This is a genomic window from Neobacillus jeddahensis (assembly GCF_000612625.1).
Classification (GTDB): Bacteria; Bacillota; Bacilli; order Bacillales; family Cytobacillaceae; genus Neobacillus; species Neobacillus jeddahensis.
This window is the reverse complement of record NZ_CCAS010000010.1, coordinates 97971-113472: the sequence shown is the minus strand read 5'-3', so window position 1 is coordinate 113472 and position 15502 is coordinate 97971. Positions and strand designations below refer to the sequence as shown.

The window sequence follows — 15502 nt, the reverse complement described above, 5'->3', positions numbered from 1 at the left end:
CGGTCTGGTAGTTCAGTTGGTTAGAATGCCTGCCTGTCACGCAGGAGGTCGCGGGTTCGAGTCCCGTCCAGACCGCCATTTTAATTTGGCGCAACAGTATTATTTGGCTCAGTAGCTCAGTCGGTAGAGCAGATTGCTCACATCACTGAATAAGCTACTAAGGCAATCTGCGAGAAAGAACGAAAGTTGTTTTGAGCAAAGGACTTACTACAATTAATTTGTAGGGTGCAATTTTATTATTTGGCTCAGTAGCTCAGTCGGTAGAGCAAAGGACTGAAAATCCTTGTGTCGGCGGTTCGATTCCGTCCTGAGCCACCATTTTAATTAAATAGAATTTTTTATTGTGGCGATTGTGGCGAAGTGGTTAACGCACCTGATTGTGGTTCAGGCATTCGTGGGTTCGATTCCCATCAGTCGCCCCATAATTAATTATATGCGGGTGTAGTTTAGTGGTAAAACCTCAGCCTTCCAAGCTGATGATGAGAGTTCGATTCTCTTCACCCGCTCCAATTTATGGGCCTATAGCTCAGCTGGTTAGAGCGCACGCCTGATAAGCGTGAGGTCGATGGTTCGAGTCCATTTAGGCCCACCATATAGATTATTCCGCAGTAGCTCAGTGGTAGAGCTATCGGCTGTTAACCGATCGGTCGTAGGTTCGAGTCCTACCTGCGGAGCCAACTATGGGGAAGTACTCAAGTGGCTGAAGAGGCGCCCCTGCTAAGGGTGTAGGTCGGGTGACCGGCGCGAGGGTTCAAATCCCTCCTTCTCCGCCATAGATATTTGGCCCCTTGGTCAAGCGGTTAAGACACCTCCCTTTCACGGAGGTAACACGGGTTCGAGTCCCGTAGGGGTCATACAAAAAACTGATAACAAATTGTTATCAGTTTTTTTGTTGTCATTTAATAACTATGATCAAAGAAATTACCTCATCTTATCTTCACTCCCAAAAGAAATTGTATATATCCTAAATAATCCCACATTGAAGATTGGAAACTAGCTCCATAGATACAGCTGCAATTACTATCCACAAAGGTAAATAACATTATATTGAAAAAATATTATTTCAATAGTTCAATTCTCTGAAAATGTTGTTACCGCTTACATTCATGGGGTTTTATTCGAAAACTATCCCACCCTTTTTATTAGTGATTAAATAATTTTTTTAACTGAAAAAAATAATATTTTTCAAAAAAACTTTATAAGTTTCTGTCTTTTGCTGGCGGATATCTTGACGAATGATGATGAATATTGCCGAATAAAGTCTTTTTATGACATAGTGTATCGCTTGTTGTCAGAAAAGATAAAAAAGTTTTTCGGGGATTATGATTCATTTGCAATTATAATTGGTCAAAGAAATACATATTTTCATTGAGGATGAGGAGAGCCATGACAGTGAATACGTTGTTCCCCACTGAATATCAGCTGCATTTATTTCATGAAGGCAGCTTTTTCCAAAGTCATCAGCTTTTTGGCGCTCATATCTTTAAGAATTCCGATAAAGTTTATACACGATTTTGCGTATGGGCCCCTAATGCCTCTCTGGTTAGGCTCACGGGTGATTTTAATAACTGGAATGGTGAAGGATATGATCTACAGAAGGTCAACGACGAGGGAGTATGGGTTATTGTTGTAAATCAAAACTTAGAAGGCTGCATTTATAAGTATGAGATATTCTCAAATTTAGGTGAAAAGCTCCTTAAGGCAGACCCGTTTGCCTTTCATTCGGAATTGAGGCCCCACACTGCTTCGATTGTCTACTCCCTAAACAACTATGAATGGCAGGATAAACACTGGATGAACCGTAGAGAAAAAAAGAATATTTTATCAGAGCCAGCCATCATTTATGAGGTCCACCTTGGTTCATGGAGGAAAAAAGCGAATGGCAGCCAATTAACCTATAAGGAATTGGCTACCGAACTTATTCCTTACGTATTGGATCATGGCTTTACCCATATTGAATTATTGCCTGTTGTCGAGCATCCGCTCGACGCCTCATGGGGATATCAAGGTACCGGTTATTTTTCTGTAACCTCTAGATTTGGGACCCCTGATGATTTTAGATACTTTGTAGATCAATGTCATCAGCAGGGTATTGGCGTCATTCTTGACTGGGTTCCAGGACACTTTTGTAAGGATGCTCATGGACTATATCGGTTTGATGGGACCCATATCTATTCATATGCCAATGCTAGTGACAGAGAGAATGCAGTATGGGGCACTGCCAACTTTGATTTAGGTAAAGGTGAGGTCCAAAGCTTTCTCATTTCAAACGCATTCTATTGGATCGACCAATTTCATATTGACGGCTTTCGGATGGATGCCGTTGCCAACATCATTTATTGGCCTAATGCAACCCAAGGTAAACGCGAAAATCCTTTTGGAATTAACTTTTTGAAAAATTTAAATAAAGAAGTTCATGAATATGATCCCTATTTTTTAATGATTGGGGAGGATTCTACCGAATTTCCACATGTGACCACACCTGTTCGCTACGGTGGCTTAGGCTTTGATTATAAGTGGAATATGGGTTGGATGAATGACATGCTTGAATATATGGAAACCCCGCCTTATTCACGCACACAGGCCCATTCTAAAGTCACTTTCTCACTTTTATATGCTTTTTCAGAAAATTTTATGTTGCCATTTTCCCACGATGAAGTTGTCCATGGCAAAAAGTCGCTCCTAGATAAAATGCCAGGGGATTATTGGGAAAAGTTTGCCCAATTAAGGCTATTACTGGGCTATATGTTTGCCCATCCTGGAAAAAAACTATTATTTATGGGTTTTGAAATTGGCCAGTTTGCTGAGTGGAAGGATAAGGAACAATTAGACTGGCATTTATTGGAATATGATATGCATCATAAATTGAACTCTTTTGTAAAAGTATTATCAAAACTGTACAAACGGACAAAGGCACTATATGAATTGGATCATATGCAGGATGGATTCGAATGGATTGATGCCAATAACAACAGTCAATCAATATTTTCCTTTATCAGAAGAGGGAAAAAAGAAGAGGATCAGGTAATCATAATCTGCAACTTTACGGGCTTAAGCTATCCAGTCTATAAAATTGGGGTCCCTAAGAATGGTGAGTACCGAGAAATTTTTACTAGTGATCATCAAGAATACGGTGGCGCTGGTTTGACGAATAAAAAGGTAATAACAGCGTTAGAGGAGCCTTTCCATGGTCAACCATTTTCAATTGAGGTGACAATTCCCGCGTTCGGTTTTCAAATGATAAGAGCAGTTAAAAAGCGAAAGGAGAGAAAAGGAAATGGGAAAGAAAAAGTGCGTGGCCATGCTATTAGCAGGAGGAAAAGGGAGTAGACTTAATTCGCTGACAAAGGATTTGGCGAAACCAGCTGTACCCTTCGGAGGGAAATATAGAATTATAGATTTTACCTTGAGCAATTGTGCAAATTCGGGTATCGATACAGTTGGAGTTTTAACACAGTATCAGCCACTATTGTTAAATTCTTATATTGGAATAGGAAGTGCGTGGGACCTTGATCGTAAGGATGGTGGAGTAACCGTTCTTCCCCCATATAGTGAGTCTTCAGAAGTTAAATGGTACACGGGCACTGCGAGTGCAATCTATCAAAACTTAAACTATCTAAAGCAATATCAACCGGAATATGTCTTAATTCTCTCAGGCGACCATGTTTATAAAATGAATTATGAGAGCATGCTTGAATATCATATTGAAAAAAGGGCCGATGTCACGATTTCATTGATCGAGGTTCCGTGGGTTGAAGCCAATCGCTTTGGCATCATGAATACGAACGAAGATATGAGAATAGTGGAGTTTGAAGAAAAACCTAGTCAACCGAAAAATAATCTAGCATCCATGGGCATTTATATTTTCAGTTGGAATATACTGAAAGAATATTTAGAAATGGATGATCGAGATCCTAATTCTAGCCATGACTTTGGTAAAGATGTTATCCCCATGCTTTTAGAGGAGAATAAGAAATTATTTGCGTATCCGTTCAAAGGATATTGGAAGGATGTTGGAACGGTACAAAGCCTTTGGGAGGCCAACATGGATTTGTTAGGTGAAGAATGTGAGCTTGATTTATTTGATTATGACTGGAGAATTTATTCGGTAAATCCAAATCAGCCTCCACAATATATTTCTTCTGAAGCAGTGGTTAGAGAGTCACTGATAAATGAGGGTTGCACGATTGAAGGAGAAATTGATAAATCAGTTCTATTTCAAGGTGTAACGGTTGGGAAAGGTACTATTATTAAGGAGTCTGTCATCATGACAGATGCCAACATCGGGCATAATTGTTTGATTGAAAAAGCGATAATCCCTTGTGATGTCAAGGTCCCAGATGGTACCGTCATTCGTTCATTTGACGATGAAATCATTTTGGTAACGGAAGAAGTATTAGCTGGTTTAAATCCAACTTATGAATCTAATTGTTAAGAAATTATAACTGTAACAGCAAATCAAGCTATCTGAGTAGAAAATCAGGAGGGATTTTGGAGTGAAAAGAAAGCTATTAGGAGTAATAGATGCCACAACCTATCATGAAGACTTAGAAGATTTATTAACACATCGTGCACTAGCAGCTTTGCCGTTTGCTGGAAGATACCGCATCATTGATTTTGTATTATCAAACATGGTGAATTCAGGTATTCGAAGTGTGGCGATTTTTCCAAAAATGCAGTATCGCTCGCTAATGGATCACCTTGGTTCAGGGAAAAACTGGGATTTAAATCGAAAGCGAGACGGTCTTTTCTTCTTTCCTTCTCCAATAGTTGATAATGATGGTAATAAAATTGGTTCATTTGAACATTTTGCTGCAAATATAGATTACTTTTATCGTAGTACGCAAGAATATGCTATTATTGCCAATTGTTATACGATTTTTAATATGGAGTTTGGACCGATATTAAAATGGCACAGACAGTCTAATTGCGATATTACGGAGCTCATGCGTCAAGATGGAAGCCCGATGGAAATGTATTTAGTTAAAACCTCCCTCCTAATTAAGCTAATTGAAACGAGACATGAAACAGGATACACATGTATGAAGGATGTCGTAACAGATATTCAGAGCATGTATTCCATCTGTCACTATCATTATAATGGCTATGCCGTGATGATCGATTCAATAGAAAACTATTTTTCTACAAGTATGAAGTTGCTTGAAATGGATGTATGGAAACAATTATTTGTAAAAGAACAACCCATTATTACAAAAGTAAAGGATGAGCCGCCGACCAAGTATGTGCAAGACTCTGTTGTGAAGAATGCCATGATTGCTAATGGTTGTATAATCAGCGGAAGTGTTGAAAATAGTATTATCTCACGCGGAGTTAAAATAGGTAAAGGAACAGTCATTAAGAACTGTATCATCATGCAAAAGTGTCAAATAGAAGAAAATTGCTATTTAGACTCAGTGATATTAGATAAGGATGTAAAAGTCGAAGCTGGAGCCCGATTATTAGGGACAGCTTGTGACCCGTACGTCATCCGCAAAGGGACGAAACAAGGAGAGTTGATGAACTCGTGAAAATATTATTTGCTGTTTCAGAATGTGTCCCCTTTGCAAAATCGGGGGGACTTGCTGATGTTGCTGGGTCTTTGCCAAAAGAACTGAAGAGCCAGGGCACAGATATTAGAGTGATTCTTCCTAAATATGGGACGATATCAGAGGAATACAAACAAAAGATGGTAAAAGTGAAAGAATTTACGGTCCCTGTTGGTTGGAGAAATCAATATTGTGGTATTGAGGAACTTACTCATCAGGGGATTACTTATTATTTCATTGATAACGAATATTATTTTAAACGGCAAAATCTTTATGGATATTTTGATGATGGAGAAAGATTTGCCTATTTTAATCGAGCTGTCCTTGAAACATTAGCACAGTTAAACTTTTTTCCGGATGTCTTGCACTGCCATGATTGGCATACTGCGATGATTCCATTTCTGTTACGAACAGAATACTATAAGAGATCGGGCTACGGTCTTATCCGAACGGTATTTACCATCCATAACCTGCAATTTCAAGGAATATTTCCAAAAGAGGTTCTCGGCGATCTGTTGGGATTGGATTATCAATCCTTTGATGCCGGTCATGTAGAGTTTTTTGGGAATATTAATTTTATGAAGGGTGCGTTAGTGGCTGCTGATAAAATAACTACAGTGAGCCCAACCTATATGGAAGAAATCCAAACGCCTGTTTATGGTGAAAAACTAGATGGCCTCTTACGTCAAAGAAAAGAGGACCTGGTTGGAATAGTAAATGGAATTGATGAAGATTTTTATAATCCGGCCATTGATCCATTGATCTATCAAACATATAAACCAGAAACATATGAACAAAAGACAATCAACAAGAAAGAGATTCAAAAACGTTTTGGATTACCGCAAAGTACTGGGACTCCTTTACTTGTCATGATTTCAAGACTGACAAGGCAAAAGGGACTGGATTTAGTAAAATGTGTCCTTCGAGAAATTCTGCAAGAGGATATCCAGGTCATCATTCTAGGAACTGGTGATTATGAGTACGAGGAACAATTAAGGCAGGCTGCCAGAATTTATCCTGAAAAATTAAAGGTTCATACCGGTTTTAATGAGGAACTTGCACATAAGCTCTACGCAGCAGCAGATATGTTCTTAATGCCATCACAATTCGAACCATGCGGTCTTGGACAGTTGATCGCTATGAAATATGGGGCTATCCCCATTGTTCGTGAAACAGGTGGCTTAAACGATACAGTAAGTCCCTGGAATGAATTCACAAGGAAAGGGAATGGCTTTTCGTTCGAGCACTTTAATGCACATGACATGCTCTATACAATCCAGCGAGCGATTAGATTTTACCATGATAAAGAGATTTGGAAATTGATCGTAAAGCAGGCAATGAGCAAGGATTATAGTTGGGCTCAATCAGCATTTAGCTATAATCAACTATATTTAGCGCTCGTCTCAAGGAGTGAAACACATGTTTTCTAGTCCAGCTGAGTTTAAGAAGACTTTTCTTAAAAGGCTTGAGATGTTATGTGGGAAGAGCTTTTCCGAAAGCACTTCCCGTGACCAATATCAAACACTTGGCAGCATGATTCGTGAGTTTGTCAGTAATAATTGGATTGCAACGAATGAACGATATCATGCGGCACAGGGCAAGCAGGTTTATTATCTCTCGATTGAATATTTATTAGGGAAATTATTAAGGCAAAATTTAATTAATTTAGGGGTAGAAGAAACAGTCCAGACAGGTCTTAAGGAATTAGGAATAGACTTGGATGGATTAGAGGAATTAGAAGCGGATGCAGGCTTAGGAAACGGCGGATTAGGAAGATTGGCCGCCTGTTTTCTAGATTCATTGGCATCGCTAAATTTACCGGGTCATGGTCATGGCATACGTTACAAACACGGTTTATTTGAACAAAAAATTGTCGATGGCTTTCAAGTGGAGCTACCTGAGCAGTGGCTGAGGAGCGGCAACGTTTGGGAAATTCGAAAACTGGACAGTGCCGTTAAGATTCCTTTTTGGGGAAAGGTAGAAGCAAGGCTTGAAAACGACCGTCTAGTCTTTCATCATCTGAACGCAGAAACAGTGACAGCTGTCCCACATGATATGCCAGTTATCGGGTTTCAATCCAAAACGGTCAATACGCTAAGACTATGGAATGCTGAACCATCTCAATTTCCTTTTCATGCGGATATTTTAAAATATAAGCGTGAGACAGAATCGATTTCTGAGTTTTTATATCCTGATGATACCCATGATGAGGGGAAAATATTAAGGTTAAAGCAGCAGTACTTTTTAGTGTCCGCGAGTATCCAATCAATTTTGAGAACTTATCGAAAGCAACATACTAGTTTAGAACACCTTCATGAACATATTTGTATTCACATTAATGATACACATCCAGTTCTAGCTATTCCCGAGCTCATGCGGATTTTAATCGACGATGAAGGTTATGAATGGGAACAGGCATGGCATATTACCACCCATACTATTTCCTATACCAATCATACAACTTTATCAGAAGCATTAGAAAAATGGCCCATTCATATTTTTCAACCATTATTACCGAGAATTTATATGATTGTGGAAGAAGTCAATGAACGGTTCTGTCGGGAATTATGGGAACAAACTCCGGGAGATTGGCAGAGGATTTCAAGCCTTGCTATCCTGGCCGATCACAATGTGAAAATGGCTCATTTAGCGATTGTCGGAAGCTTTAGTGTGAATGGGGTAGCCAAGCTACATACCGAAATATTAAAGAAGCGGGAGATGAATCAATTTTATCAACTGTTTCCAGAGAAATTTAATAATAAAACGAATGGTATTGCTTACCGCCGCTGGCTCTTGAAAGCAAATCCAAAGCTATCTTCACTGATCACCGAGTCAATCGGACCTTCGTGGACCCATTCAGCCACAGATCTCTCTCAATTGCTTAAATATCAAAATGATCCTGCCTTTTTAGAGCAACTGTTAAAGATAAAAAATGAAAATAAGCGGCGGCTTGCTACTATTATTTTGGATAAAACCGGGGTGGCTGTTGATACGGAGGCAATCTTTGATGTACAGGTGAAACGGCTTCATGCGTATAAACGCCAGCTGTTAAATGTTTTACACATTATGCATCTGTATAACAGGATTAAAGAAGATGCCAGCTTTTCCATCGTACCGAGGGTATTTATTTTCGGTGCAAAAGCATCACCCGGGTATTATTATGCTAAAAAAATCATCAAATTAATTAATACTGTTGCAGAAAAGGTTAATCATGATCCAATCATTGCAGATAGAATTAAAGTTATCTTTCTAGAAAATTACCGTGTATCCTTAGCTGAAAAAATTTTTCCTGCCTCAGATGTAAGTGAACAAATTTCCACAGCAAGTAAAGAAGCATCAGGTACTGGAAATATGAAATTTATGATCAACGGAGCGTTAACAGTTGGAACCTTAGATGGGGCAAATATTGAAATTCGAGAATTAGTCGGGGATGCAAATATTTTTACGTTCGGATTAACGGCGGAGGAAGTCCTTCATTATTACCAACATGGTGGTTATCAGTCACTGGAGTATTACCATCATGACTATCGAATCAGACAGGCAATCGATCAGCTTGTAAACGGCTTTTTCCCAGGTGTCTATAATGAATTTGAGCCGATCTTTGATTCGTTATTAGAGGAAAATGACCAATATTTCGTTTTAAAGGATTTTGCCTCTTATGTTGATATTCAACACTCGATTGGCGAGGCATTTACAAATAAAACGCACTGGCAAAAAATGAGTTTAGCAAATATTGCTCAGGCTGGCTATTTTTCAAGTGACCGAACCATCCAAGAATACGCAGATGGGATATGGAACATTAAATCTGTGAAATAAAGAAAACTCGCCGATTGGCTAAAAAAGCTTCTGCCCTATGGCAGAAGCTTTTGTGTTTGTTAAATAAAATGTCCGATGAATATGCCGATTGCTAGTAAGAATCCAAAAATCGTATTTGTTTGTGCTGTTGCAATCATCGCAGGTGCCATTTTAATGGGCACATTATTCTCGATAAATCCTTTCGTTGCCTTTATAGCTTTAGGAGCACTTAGAATGACGATAGCCGTCCAATAAGGAGCAATCCCACTAATAATAAGGCCTAAAACCCATAAATAAGAAAAAGTAAACATACCGGCTAATAAATAAATGGCTTTCTTTTTTCCTAAAAGGATGGCAACGGTTTTACGGCCATTCTCCTTATCCCCATCAAGATCGCGGATGTTATTGGACAACATAATCATTCCGACCAACACCATACTTGGCACAGAAACCAAAATGCTGGTGCTATCGACTGTTCCAGCTTGAATAAAAAATGAAATTAAAATAATTAACATTCCCATAAAGAAACCAGAGAAAATTTCACCTAGTGGCGTATAAGCAATAGGAAGTGGTCCACCAGTATAGAAATAGCCAACTGCCATACAGATTAAACCCACGACGGCTAGCCACCAGTTGCTATTGGCACAAATATAAACGCCTAATAATAAGGCAATTCCATAAAAACCAAAAGCAAGGTTAATCACTGTTTTTGGTTGGATTCCATCACGGACAATCGTGCCGCCAATTCCAACAGAATGCTCCGTGTCAAGACCTCGTTTATAATCAAAGTACTCATTAAACATATTCGTTGCGGCTTGAATTAACATGCTGGCAACAAGCATCGCAATAAAAAGGCCTATATGAAGTTTTCCATGTTTTAAGGATAAGGCCGTACCTAGTAATACTGGTACAAAGGATGCCGTCAGGGTATGAGGACGGGTCATTTTCCACCATACTTGAAAGCCACGATTCGATTCAACGGTAGGTTTCGAATTATGCTGAACATTTGGCTGCATATTCTTCTCTCCCCTTTTAATAATTTCTCTATTTAACGCCTAAATTAGTTCTTTTTAGATGCTATGCCCACCCATAAGTGTATGGAATTCCATGCATAGTGTCAATTAAATTTTGCTTTCAGAATTAGAAGATAATACCTGCTCGTTTAATATTGAGCATTAGTGGGAAAATGATAATAACAACAAACCGTTTTCAACCTTGAAGTGAAGTTTTGATATATAATAAGGAAGAAGCAGGATAGGTAGTGACAACTATTATTGACTTATTTACAATGGGAGTAGTATCTTAAATTTAGCTTTTAAATGAATGGATAACAGTCATTTCGGCTGTTTTGGAGGGATTTGTTTGGTTACCATTCAAGAAACGGATATAAAGGAAAGGGCTCTTTTGGCTGTAAATCGTGCCAAGGAACTGAGGCGGCCTATATTAATTAGTGAAGTTCATAAAATGGACATGATTAATCCTTTATCCTTTTTTTATGTAGGAAAAGATCGGTATTATGGGGAACGTTTTTTCTGGAAGGACCCAGCAAACGAGATTGTGCTTATTGGGCTTGGAATTTCAAAACAAATTCAGTCGGATCAGGCTACTGACCGCTTTTTTCATGTTGAAAGAGAGTGGAAGAGCTTTCTTGAAGACAGCTTAATTCTTAATCCCTATACAGTAATGGGCGTTGGTCCTCTTATGTTCGGAGGATTTTCCTTTGATCCATATAAAGAAAAAACGGATCTTTGGTCCAAATTTGCTGATTCTTTGTTTCACATACCAAAATATTTATTAAGTATCATTGACGGGGATGCATATTTAACAACTAATATCGTCTTTACCCCGAATGATGACCTGACGTTATTTAGTAAGGCAATGGAAGAAAGAAATCAAATTCTAGCTGAACTTTCGCATCATAAGGAATCGAAGTCTGCTACATTACTAAGGACAAATGAGATTTCACCTGAAAGGTGGAAAAAATCTGTTGATGTGGTTGTGAAGGAATTAACAGATGGTCCATTAAAGAAAGTCGTGCTTGCCCGTGAGCTCAGGCTTGTTTTTAACGATCAGGTAGAAGCTGAGGCAGTTCTTGGGAATTTATATTCACAACAGCCCGCTAGTTTTATTTTTGCCTTTGAATCAAATGGAGACTGTTTTATTGGCGCGTCACCAGAGAGACTCGTGAAAAAGAATGGGACAGAGGTTTATTCAACTTGTCTGGCAGGCTCTATTTCCCGTGGACAGACGGAGGAGGAGGACCGGCATTTAGGTCATACTTTGTTAAATGATCAGAAAAACCTTATTGAACATGGGTTTGTCGTCGAAATGATTAAGCAGGCATTAGAGGAATCATGTGAAGAAATCCTGCTTCCTGACAAACCCGAACTTATGAAAATGCGGGATATTCAGCATCTTTATACACCTGTCATCGGAAAATGCACTCAAGATACTTCGTTGCTATTACTAGTCGATAAACTTCATCCAACCCCTGCCCTTGGAGGCTTGCCAAAGAATAAGGCAGTTGAAAAGATTAGAGAAGTAGAGGAGCTTGACCGTGGCTTTTATGCAGCACCACTTGGTTGGGTTGATTATTTACAAAATGGGGAATTTGCTGTTTCAATCCGTTCGGGACTTGTTCAAGGCGATGAGGTATCCCTGTTTGCTGGATGTGGTGTTGTCGCAGATTCGAATTCGGAGAGTGAATATTTGGAAACGAGTTTGAAGTTTAGACCTATGCTTCGAGCTCTTGGGGGAAATTAATATGAATCATCAGGAATCTTTAACAGCATATATTGCAGCCTTTGTATCTGAACTTGTTTTTAGCGGGGTTAATGATGTTGTCGTTAGCCCAGGTTCAAGGTCAACTCCGATGGCAATGGTAATGGCAGAACATCCAGAGCTACATGTTCATATACATGTCGATGAGCGTTCTGCAGCGTTCTTTGCTTTAGGTATGGCAAAGGCAACAAACAAACCCGTTGCGATTCTGTGTACCTCAGGTACTGCGGCGGCTAATTATTTTCCGGCAATTGTCGAGGCACGCTATTCAAGGGTACCATTAATGGTCCTCACTGCAGATCGGCCACATGAGCTAAGAGAAGTTGGGGCTCCGCAGGCGATTGACCAGATTCATTTATATGGACAACATGTTAAGTGGTTTGCCGATATGGCCTTGCCCGAGAATAATGAAGAAATCATTCGCTATGCTCGTACCTTTTGTGCTCGTGCGGCAGCCGTCGCAACCCAAGCCCCTTCAGGTCCTGTTCATTTGAACTTTCCATTTCGAGAGCCGCTCATTCCGAAACTAAATGATGAGCATCTTTTTCAGCAAATGGAGCGACCAAATGGATATGTTAAGGTCCATAATGGGGAATTGTCAGTAAGTAATGAGCTCGTCAAGGAAATGGCCGAAAAATTAAATGGGATAGAGAAGGGAATTATTGTTTGTGGCACTATGGCTGATAAGCAATTTGCCGAAGCGATTACTCGTCTTTCAAATGCGTTGAACTATCCAATTATTGCTGATCCATTATCACAATTAAGAAGTGGCTCACATGAAATGGAGAATATTATCGACGCATATGATACGTTTTTACGAAATGGAGATGCAAAGACCTATCTTAAGCCAGATGTTGTCCTGCGCTTTGGGACAATGCCAGTTTCTAAAGCCCTTACGATTTTCTTAAAGGAAAATCATTCTGCTGATCAATTTGTTATCGATGGTGGTGGGGGCTGGCGGGATCCAGCAGCCTTATCGACCAATATGATTTTTTGCAATGAAACTCTTTTTTGCGAAAAATTGATTTCAGTTCTAGAGGCGTCATCTTCAGCAGCCTATTTACAGGATTGGAAAAAAATAAATAGACTCTCAAAAGAACAAATGTCCTCCATTCACGATATAACAGAATTAAGTGAAGGGAAGTTGTTTTATCAATTAGGGGACCTACTCCCAGAGAATGCCACCCTTTTTGTTGGTAATAGTATGCCGATTCGGGATTTGGATAGCTTTTTCTTTATCAATAAGAATGACATTCGAGTCATGGCTAACAGAGGAGCAAATGGTATTGATGGGACGGTTTCAACGGCATTAGGGGCAGCTATGTACTCCAAGACCTTGTATCTTGTTTTGGGGGATTTAACCTTTTTCCATGACTTGAATGGTCTTATTGCAGCAAAACTTTACAATTTAACGATTCATATTATTCTTGTAAACAATAATGGCGGAGGAATTTTTTCATTTCTTCCACAAAATGAACACCCTAAACATTTTGAACTTCTATTTGGTACACCTTTAAATATAGAATTTGAGCATGCTGTCAGGATGTTTAATGGCAACTTCATTAAAATAAAGGATTGGGATCATTTATCATTGGAAATGCGGGAAAACCGTGATCAGCCTGGTATTCATGTCTATGAAGTAGAAACACAAAGAGACAGAAATCGAGATGAACATCGCGAATTTTGGCGTTCCGTTTCCCAGGAAATATCAAATTTTGTCAATGGTGAGCAATAATGGATGTGGTGGTTGACGGAATTCGCTATCATGTCGAAGTTTCTGGTGAGGGGTTTCCGCTTCTTTTGTTACATGGATTTACGGGTGATACGTCTACATGGTCTTCTTTTTCCAATGTCTGGGGCAAACACTCCATGTTGATCGCCCCAGACATCCTTGGACATGGTAAAACGGAGTCACCCGAGGAGCTCCATCATTATCGAATCGAATCGGTTGCACATGATCTAAATGTAATTTTGGATGAACTAGGGGCTAATCAAGTAGACCTATTAGGCTATTCCATGGGGGGGAGACTAGCCCTTACCTTCGCACTCCTTTTTCCAAACAGAGTTCGAAAGGTGATCCTAGAAAGCACATCTCCTGGACTCATCACAGTAGAAGAACAAGAACAACGCCGCTTAAAGGATGCGGAGCTTGCCTCGTTTCTTATCAAACAAGGAGTTACTTCGTTTGTTGATTACTGGGAGGAGCTTCCTTTATTTGAAACAATGAAAAAGCTTCCTGTTTCGATCCAGATGAAAATAAGGGAGCAGCGTTTAAGAAATGACCCTATTGGACTTGCAAATAGTTTGCTTGGAATGGGAACGGGTTCTCAGCCATCGTGGTGGGGTCAATTAGATCAACTGGCAAGTGCGATATTGCTTCTAAGTGGTGAAAAAGATGTAAAGTTTTATACGATTGCTGAAAAAATGAGTAAGAAGCTAAAAAAAGTCCAATGGACGACTTTTGAAAACAGTGGCCATGCAATTCATGTGGAAGAAGCTGAAAAGTTTGGTACAATAGTAAGTGACTTTTTACAACAGAATTAAAAGGAGGAGTTTAATTTGACAGTAGAATGGGTTGCAGGACGTAAATATGAAGAAATTTTATATGAAACGTACAATGGAATTGCTAAAATCACGATTAATCGCCCACATGTACATAATGCTTTTACACCGAGAACAGTTTCGGAATTGATTGATGCTTTTGCCATTGCACGTGATGATTCAAATGTCGGGGTTATTGTCTTAACAGGTGCAGGAGATAAAGCATTTTGTTCAGGTGGTGACCAAAAAGTACGTGGACATGGAGGATATGTTGGTGAAGACCAAATTCCGCGGTTAAACGTTCTCGATCTGCAACGCTTAATTCGTGTTATTCCAAAGCCAGTTATCGCGATGGTAAAAGGGTATGCTATTGGCGGTGGTCATGTTCTCCATATTGTTTGTGATTTAACCATTGCGGCTGATAATGCTGTTTTTGGACAAACTGGACCGAACGTTGGTAGCTTTGATGCTGGTTATGGCTCAGGTTATCTTGCGAGAATTGTGGGACATAAGAAGGCTCGAGAAATCTGGTTCTTATGTCGTCAATACAATGCACAAGAAGCACTTGATATGGGCTTAGTCAATACGGTTGTCCCACTTGAAAAAGTGGAAGAAGAAACCATTCAGTGGTGTAAAGAAATTTTAGAGAAAAGTCCAACAGCGCTTCGTTTCTTGAAAGCTGCAATGAACGCTGACACTGACGGTTTAGCTGGTCTTCAACAATTTGCTGGCGATGCTACGCTTCTTTACTATACAACAGATGAAGCGAAAGAAGGCCGTGACTCCTTTAAAGAAAAGCGTAAACCGGATTTCGGTCAATTCCCACGTTTTCCTTGATT

The 15502-nt window shown here is 39.5% G+C and carries 10 protein-coding genes and 8 tRNA genes; 17 read left to right on the top strand and 1 reads right to left on the bottom strand.

Features of this window, described 5'->3' with window-relative positions:
* The first annotated feature begins 1 nt into the window (after window position 1).
* The 13 genes from TY15_RS07180 to TY15_RS07120 all read left to right on the top strand — a co-directional run bounded on the left by TY15_RS07180 (window position 2) and on the right by TY15_RS07120 (window position 9362).
* A tRNA-Asp gene (locus TY15_RS07180) sits at window positions 2-78 on the top strand.
* A gap of 164 nt (window positions 79-242) precedes the next feature.
* Window positions 243-318 (top strand) — tRNA-Phe (locus tag TY15_RS07175).
* Between the two features lie 28 nt (window positions 319-346).
* Window positions 347-422 (top strand) — tRNA-His (locus tag TY15_RS07170).
* Window positions 423-435: 13 nt separating this feature from the next.
* Window positions 436-509, top strand: a tRNA-Gly gene (locus TY15_RS07165).
* 6 nt (window positions 510-515) lie between these two features.
* Window positions 516-592: transfer RNA gene (locus TY15_RS07160), tRNA-Ile, on the top strand.
* Window positions 593-602: 10 nt separating this feature from the next.
* A tRNA-Asn gene (locus TY15_RS07155) sits at window positions 603-677 on the top strand.
* Between the two features lie 5 nt (window positions 678-682).
* Window positions 683-773 (top strand) — tRNA-Ser (locus TY15_RS07150).
* A gap of 9 nt (window positions 774-782) precedes the next feature.
* Window positions 783-854 (top strand) — tRNA-Glu (locus tag TY15_RS07145).
* Between the two features lie 532 nt (window positions 855-1386).
* A complete protein-coding gene (glgB, locus tag TY15_RS07140) occupies window positions 1387-3330 on the top strand; it encodes a 1,4-alpha-glucan branching protein GlgB (RefSeq protein ID WP_040207525.1) in 1944 nt (647 codons plus the stop codon).
* Complete coding sequence (locus tag TY15_RS07135; RefSeq protein ID WP_040207526.1) at window positions 3278-4435, top strand: glucose-1-phosphate adenylyltransferase; 1158 nt, start codon at window positions 3278-3280, stop codon at window positions 4433-4435. Before glgB ends, TY15_RS07135 begins: the two co-directional genes overlap by 53 nt.
* A gap of 61 nt (window positions 4436-4496) precedes the next feature.
* Window positions 4497-5528, top strand: coding sequence for a GlgC family sugar phosphate nucleotidyltransferase (locus TY15_RS07130; RefSeq protein ID WP_040207527.1), 1032 nt, complete (start codon window positions 4497-4499; stop codon window positions 5526-5528).
* Window positions 5525-6976, top strand: a complete 1452-nt coding sequence (gene glgA / locus TY15_RS07125) for a glycogen synthase GlgA (protein WP_040207528.1) — start codon at window positions 5525-5527, stop codon at window positions 6974-6976. Before TY15_RS07130 ends, glgA begins: the two co-directional genes overlap by 4 nt.
* Complete coding sequence (locus TY15_RS07120) at window positions 6966-9362, top strand: glycogen/starch/alpha-glucan phosphorylase (protein WP_040207529.1); 2397 nt, start codon at window positions 6966-6968, stop codon at window positions 9360-9362. Before glgA ends, TY15_RS07120 begins: the two co-directional genes overlap by 11 nt.
* 59 nt (window positions 9363-9421) lie before the next feature.
* Here the strand turns inward: TY15_RS07120 and TY15_RS07115 are convergent, their stop codons facing one another.
* Window positions 9422-10357: a 1,4-dihydroxy-2-naphthoate polyprenyltransferase gene (locus TY15_RS07115; protein WP_040207530.1), complete on the bottom strand. Its 936-nt coding sequence runs from the start codon at window positions 10355-10357 to the stop codon at window positions 9422-9424.
* Window positions 10358-10703: 346 nt separating this feature from the next.
* On the opposite strand from TY15_RS07115, the gene TY15_RS07110 reads away from it, so the two are divergent.
* Genes TY15_RS07110 through menB form a run of 4 tightly spaced genes read left to right on the top strand, consistent with a single transcriptional unit; the run spans window position 10704 to window position 15500 of the window.
* Window positions 10704-12104 (top strand): isochorismate synthase, encoded by a 1401-nt coding sequence (locus TY15_RS07110; RefSeq protein WP_040207531.1) that lies wholly within the window; start codon window positions 10704-10706, stop codon window positions 12102-12104.
* Window position 12105: 1 nt separating this feature from the next.
* On the top strand, window positions 12106-13857 hold the full coding sequence (gene menD, locus TY15_RS07105; RefSeq protein WP_040207532.1) for a 2-succinyl-5-enolpyruvyl-6-hydroxy-3-cyclohexene-1-carboxylic-acid synthase: 1752 nt from the start codon (window positions 12106-12108) through the stop codon (window positions 13855-13857).
* A complete protein-coding gene (gene menH / locus TY15_RS07100) occupies window positions 13857-14666 on the top strand; it encodes a 2-succinyl-6-hydroxy-2,4-cyclohexadiene-1-carboxylate synthase (RefSeq protein ID WP_040207533.1) in 810 nt (269 codons plus the stop codon). Before menD ends, menH begins: the two co-directional genes overlap by 1 nt.
* Window positions 14667-14681: 15 nt before the next feature.
* The gene (gene menB, locus TY15_RS07095) at window positions 14682-15500 is read left to right on the top strand and encodes a 1,4-dihydroxy-2-naphthoyl-CoA synthase (RefSeq protein WP_040207534.1); all 819 of its coding nucleotides are present in this window, start codon (window positions 14682-14684) and stop codon (window positions 15498-15500) included.
* Window positions 15501-15502: the final 2 nt, after the last annotated feature.

What these genes read in the sequence shown, in the direction of transcription:
- glgB (WP_040207525.1), top strand. Translation starts at nt 1,387, where the DNA reads ATGACAGTGAATACGTTGTTCCCCACTGAATATCAGCTGCATTTATTT.
- TY15_RS07135 (WP_040207526.1), top strand. Translation starts at nt 3,278, where the DNA reads ATGGGAAAGAAAAAGTGCGTGGCCATGCTATTAGCAGGAGGAAAAGGG.
- TY15_RS07120 (WP_040207529.1), top strand. Translation starts at nt 6,966, where the DNA reads ATGTTTTCTAGTCCAGCTGAGTTTAAGAAGACTTTTCTTAAAAGGCTT.
- TY15_RS07115 (WP_040207530.1), bottom strand. Translation starts at nt 10,357, where the DNA reads ATGCAGCCAAATGTTCAGCATAATTCGAAACCTACCGTTGAATCGAAT.
- menD (WP_040207532.1), top strand. Translation starts at nt 12,106, where the DNA reads ATGAATCATCAGGAATCTTTAACAGCATATATTGCAGCCTTTGTATCT.
- menH (WP_040207533.1), top strand. Translation starts at nt 13,857, where the DNA reads ATGGATGTGGTGGTTGACGGAATTCGCTATCATGTCGAAGTTTCTGGT.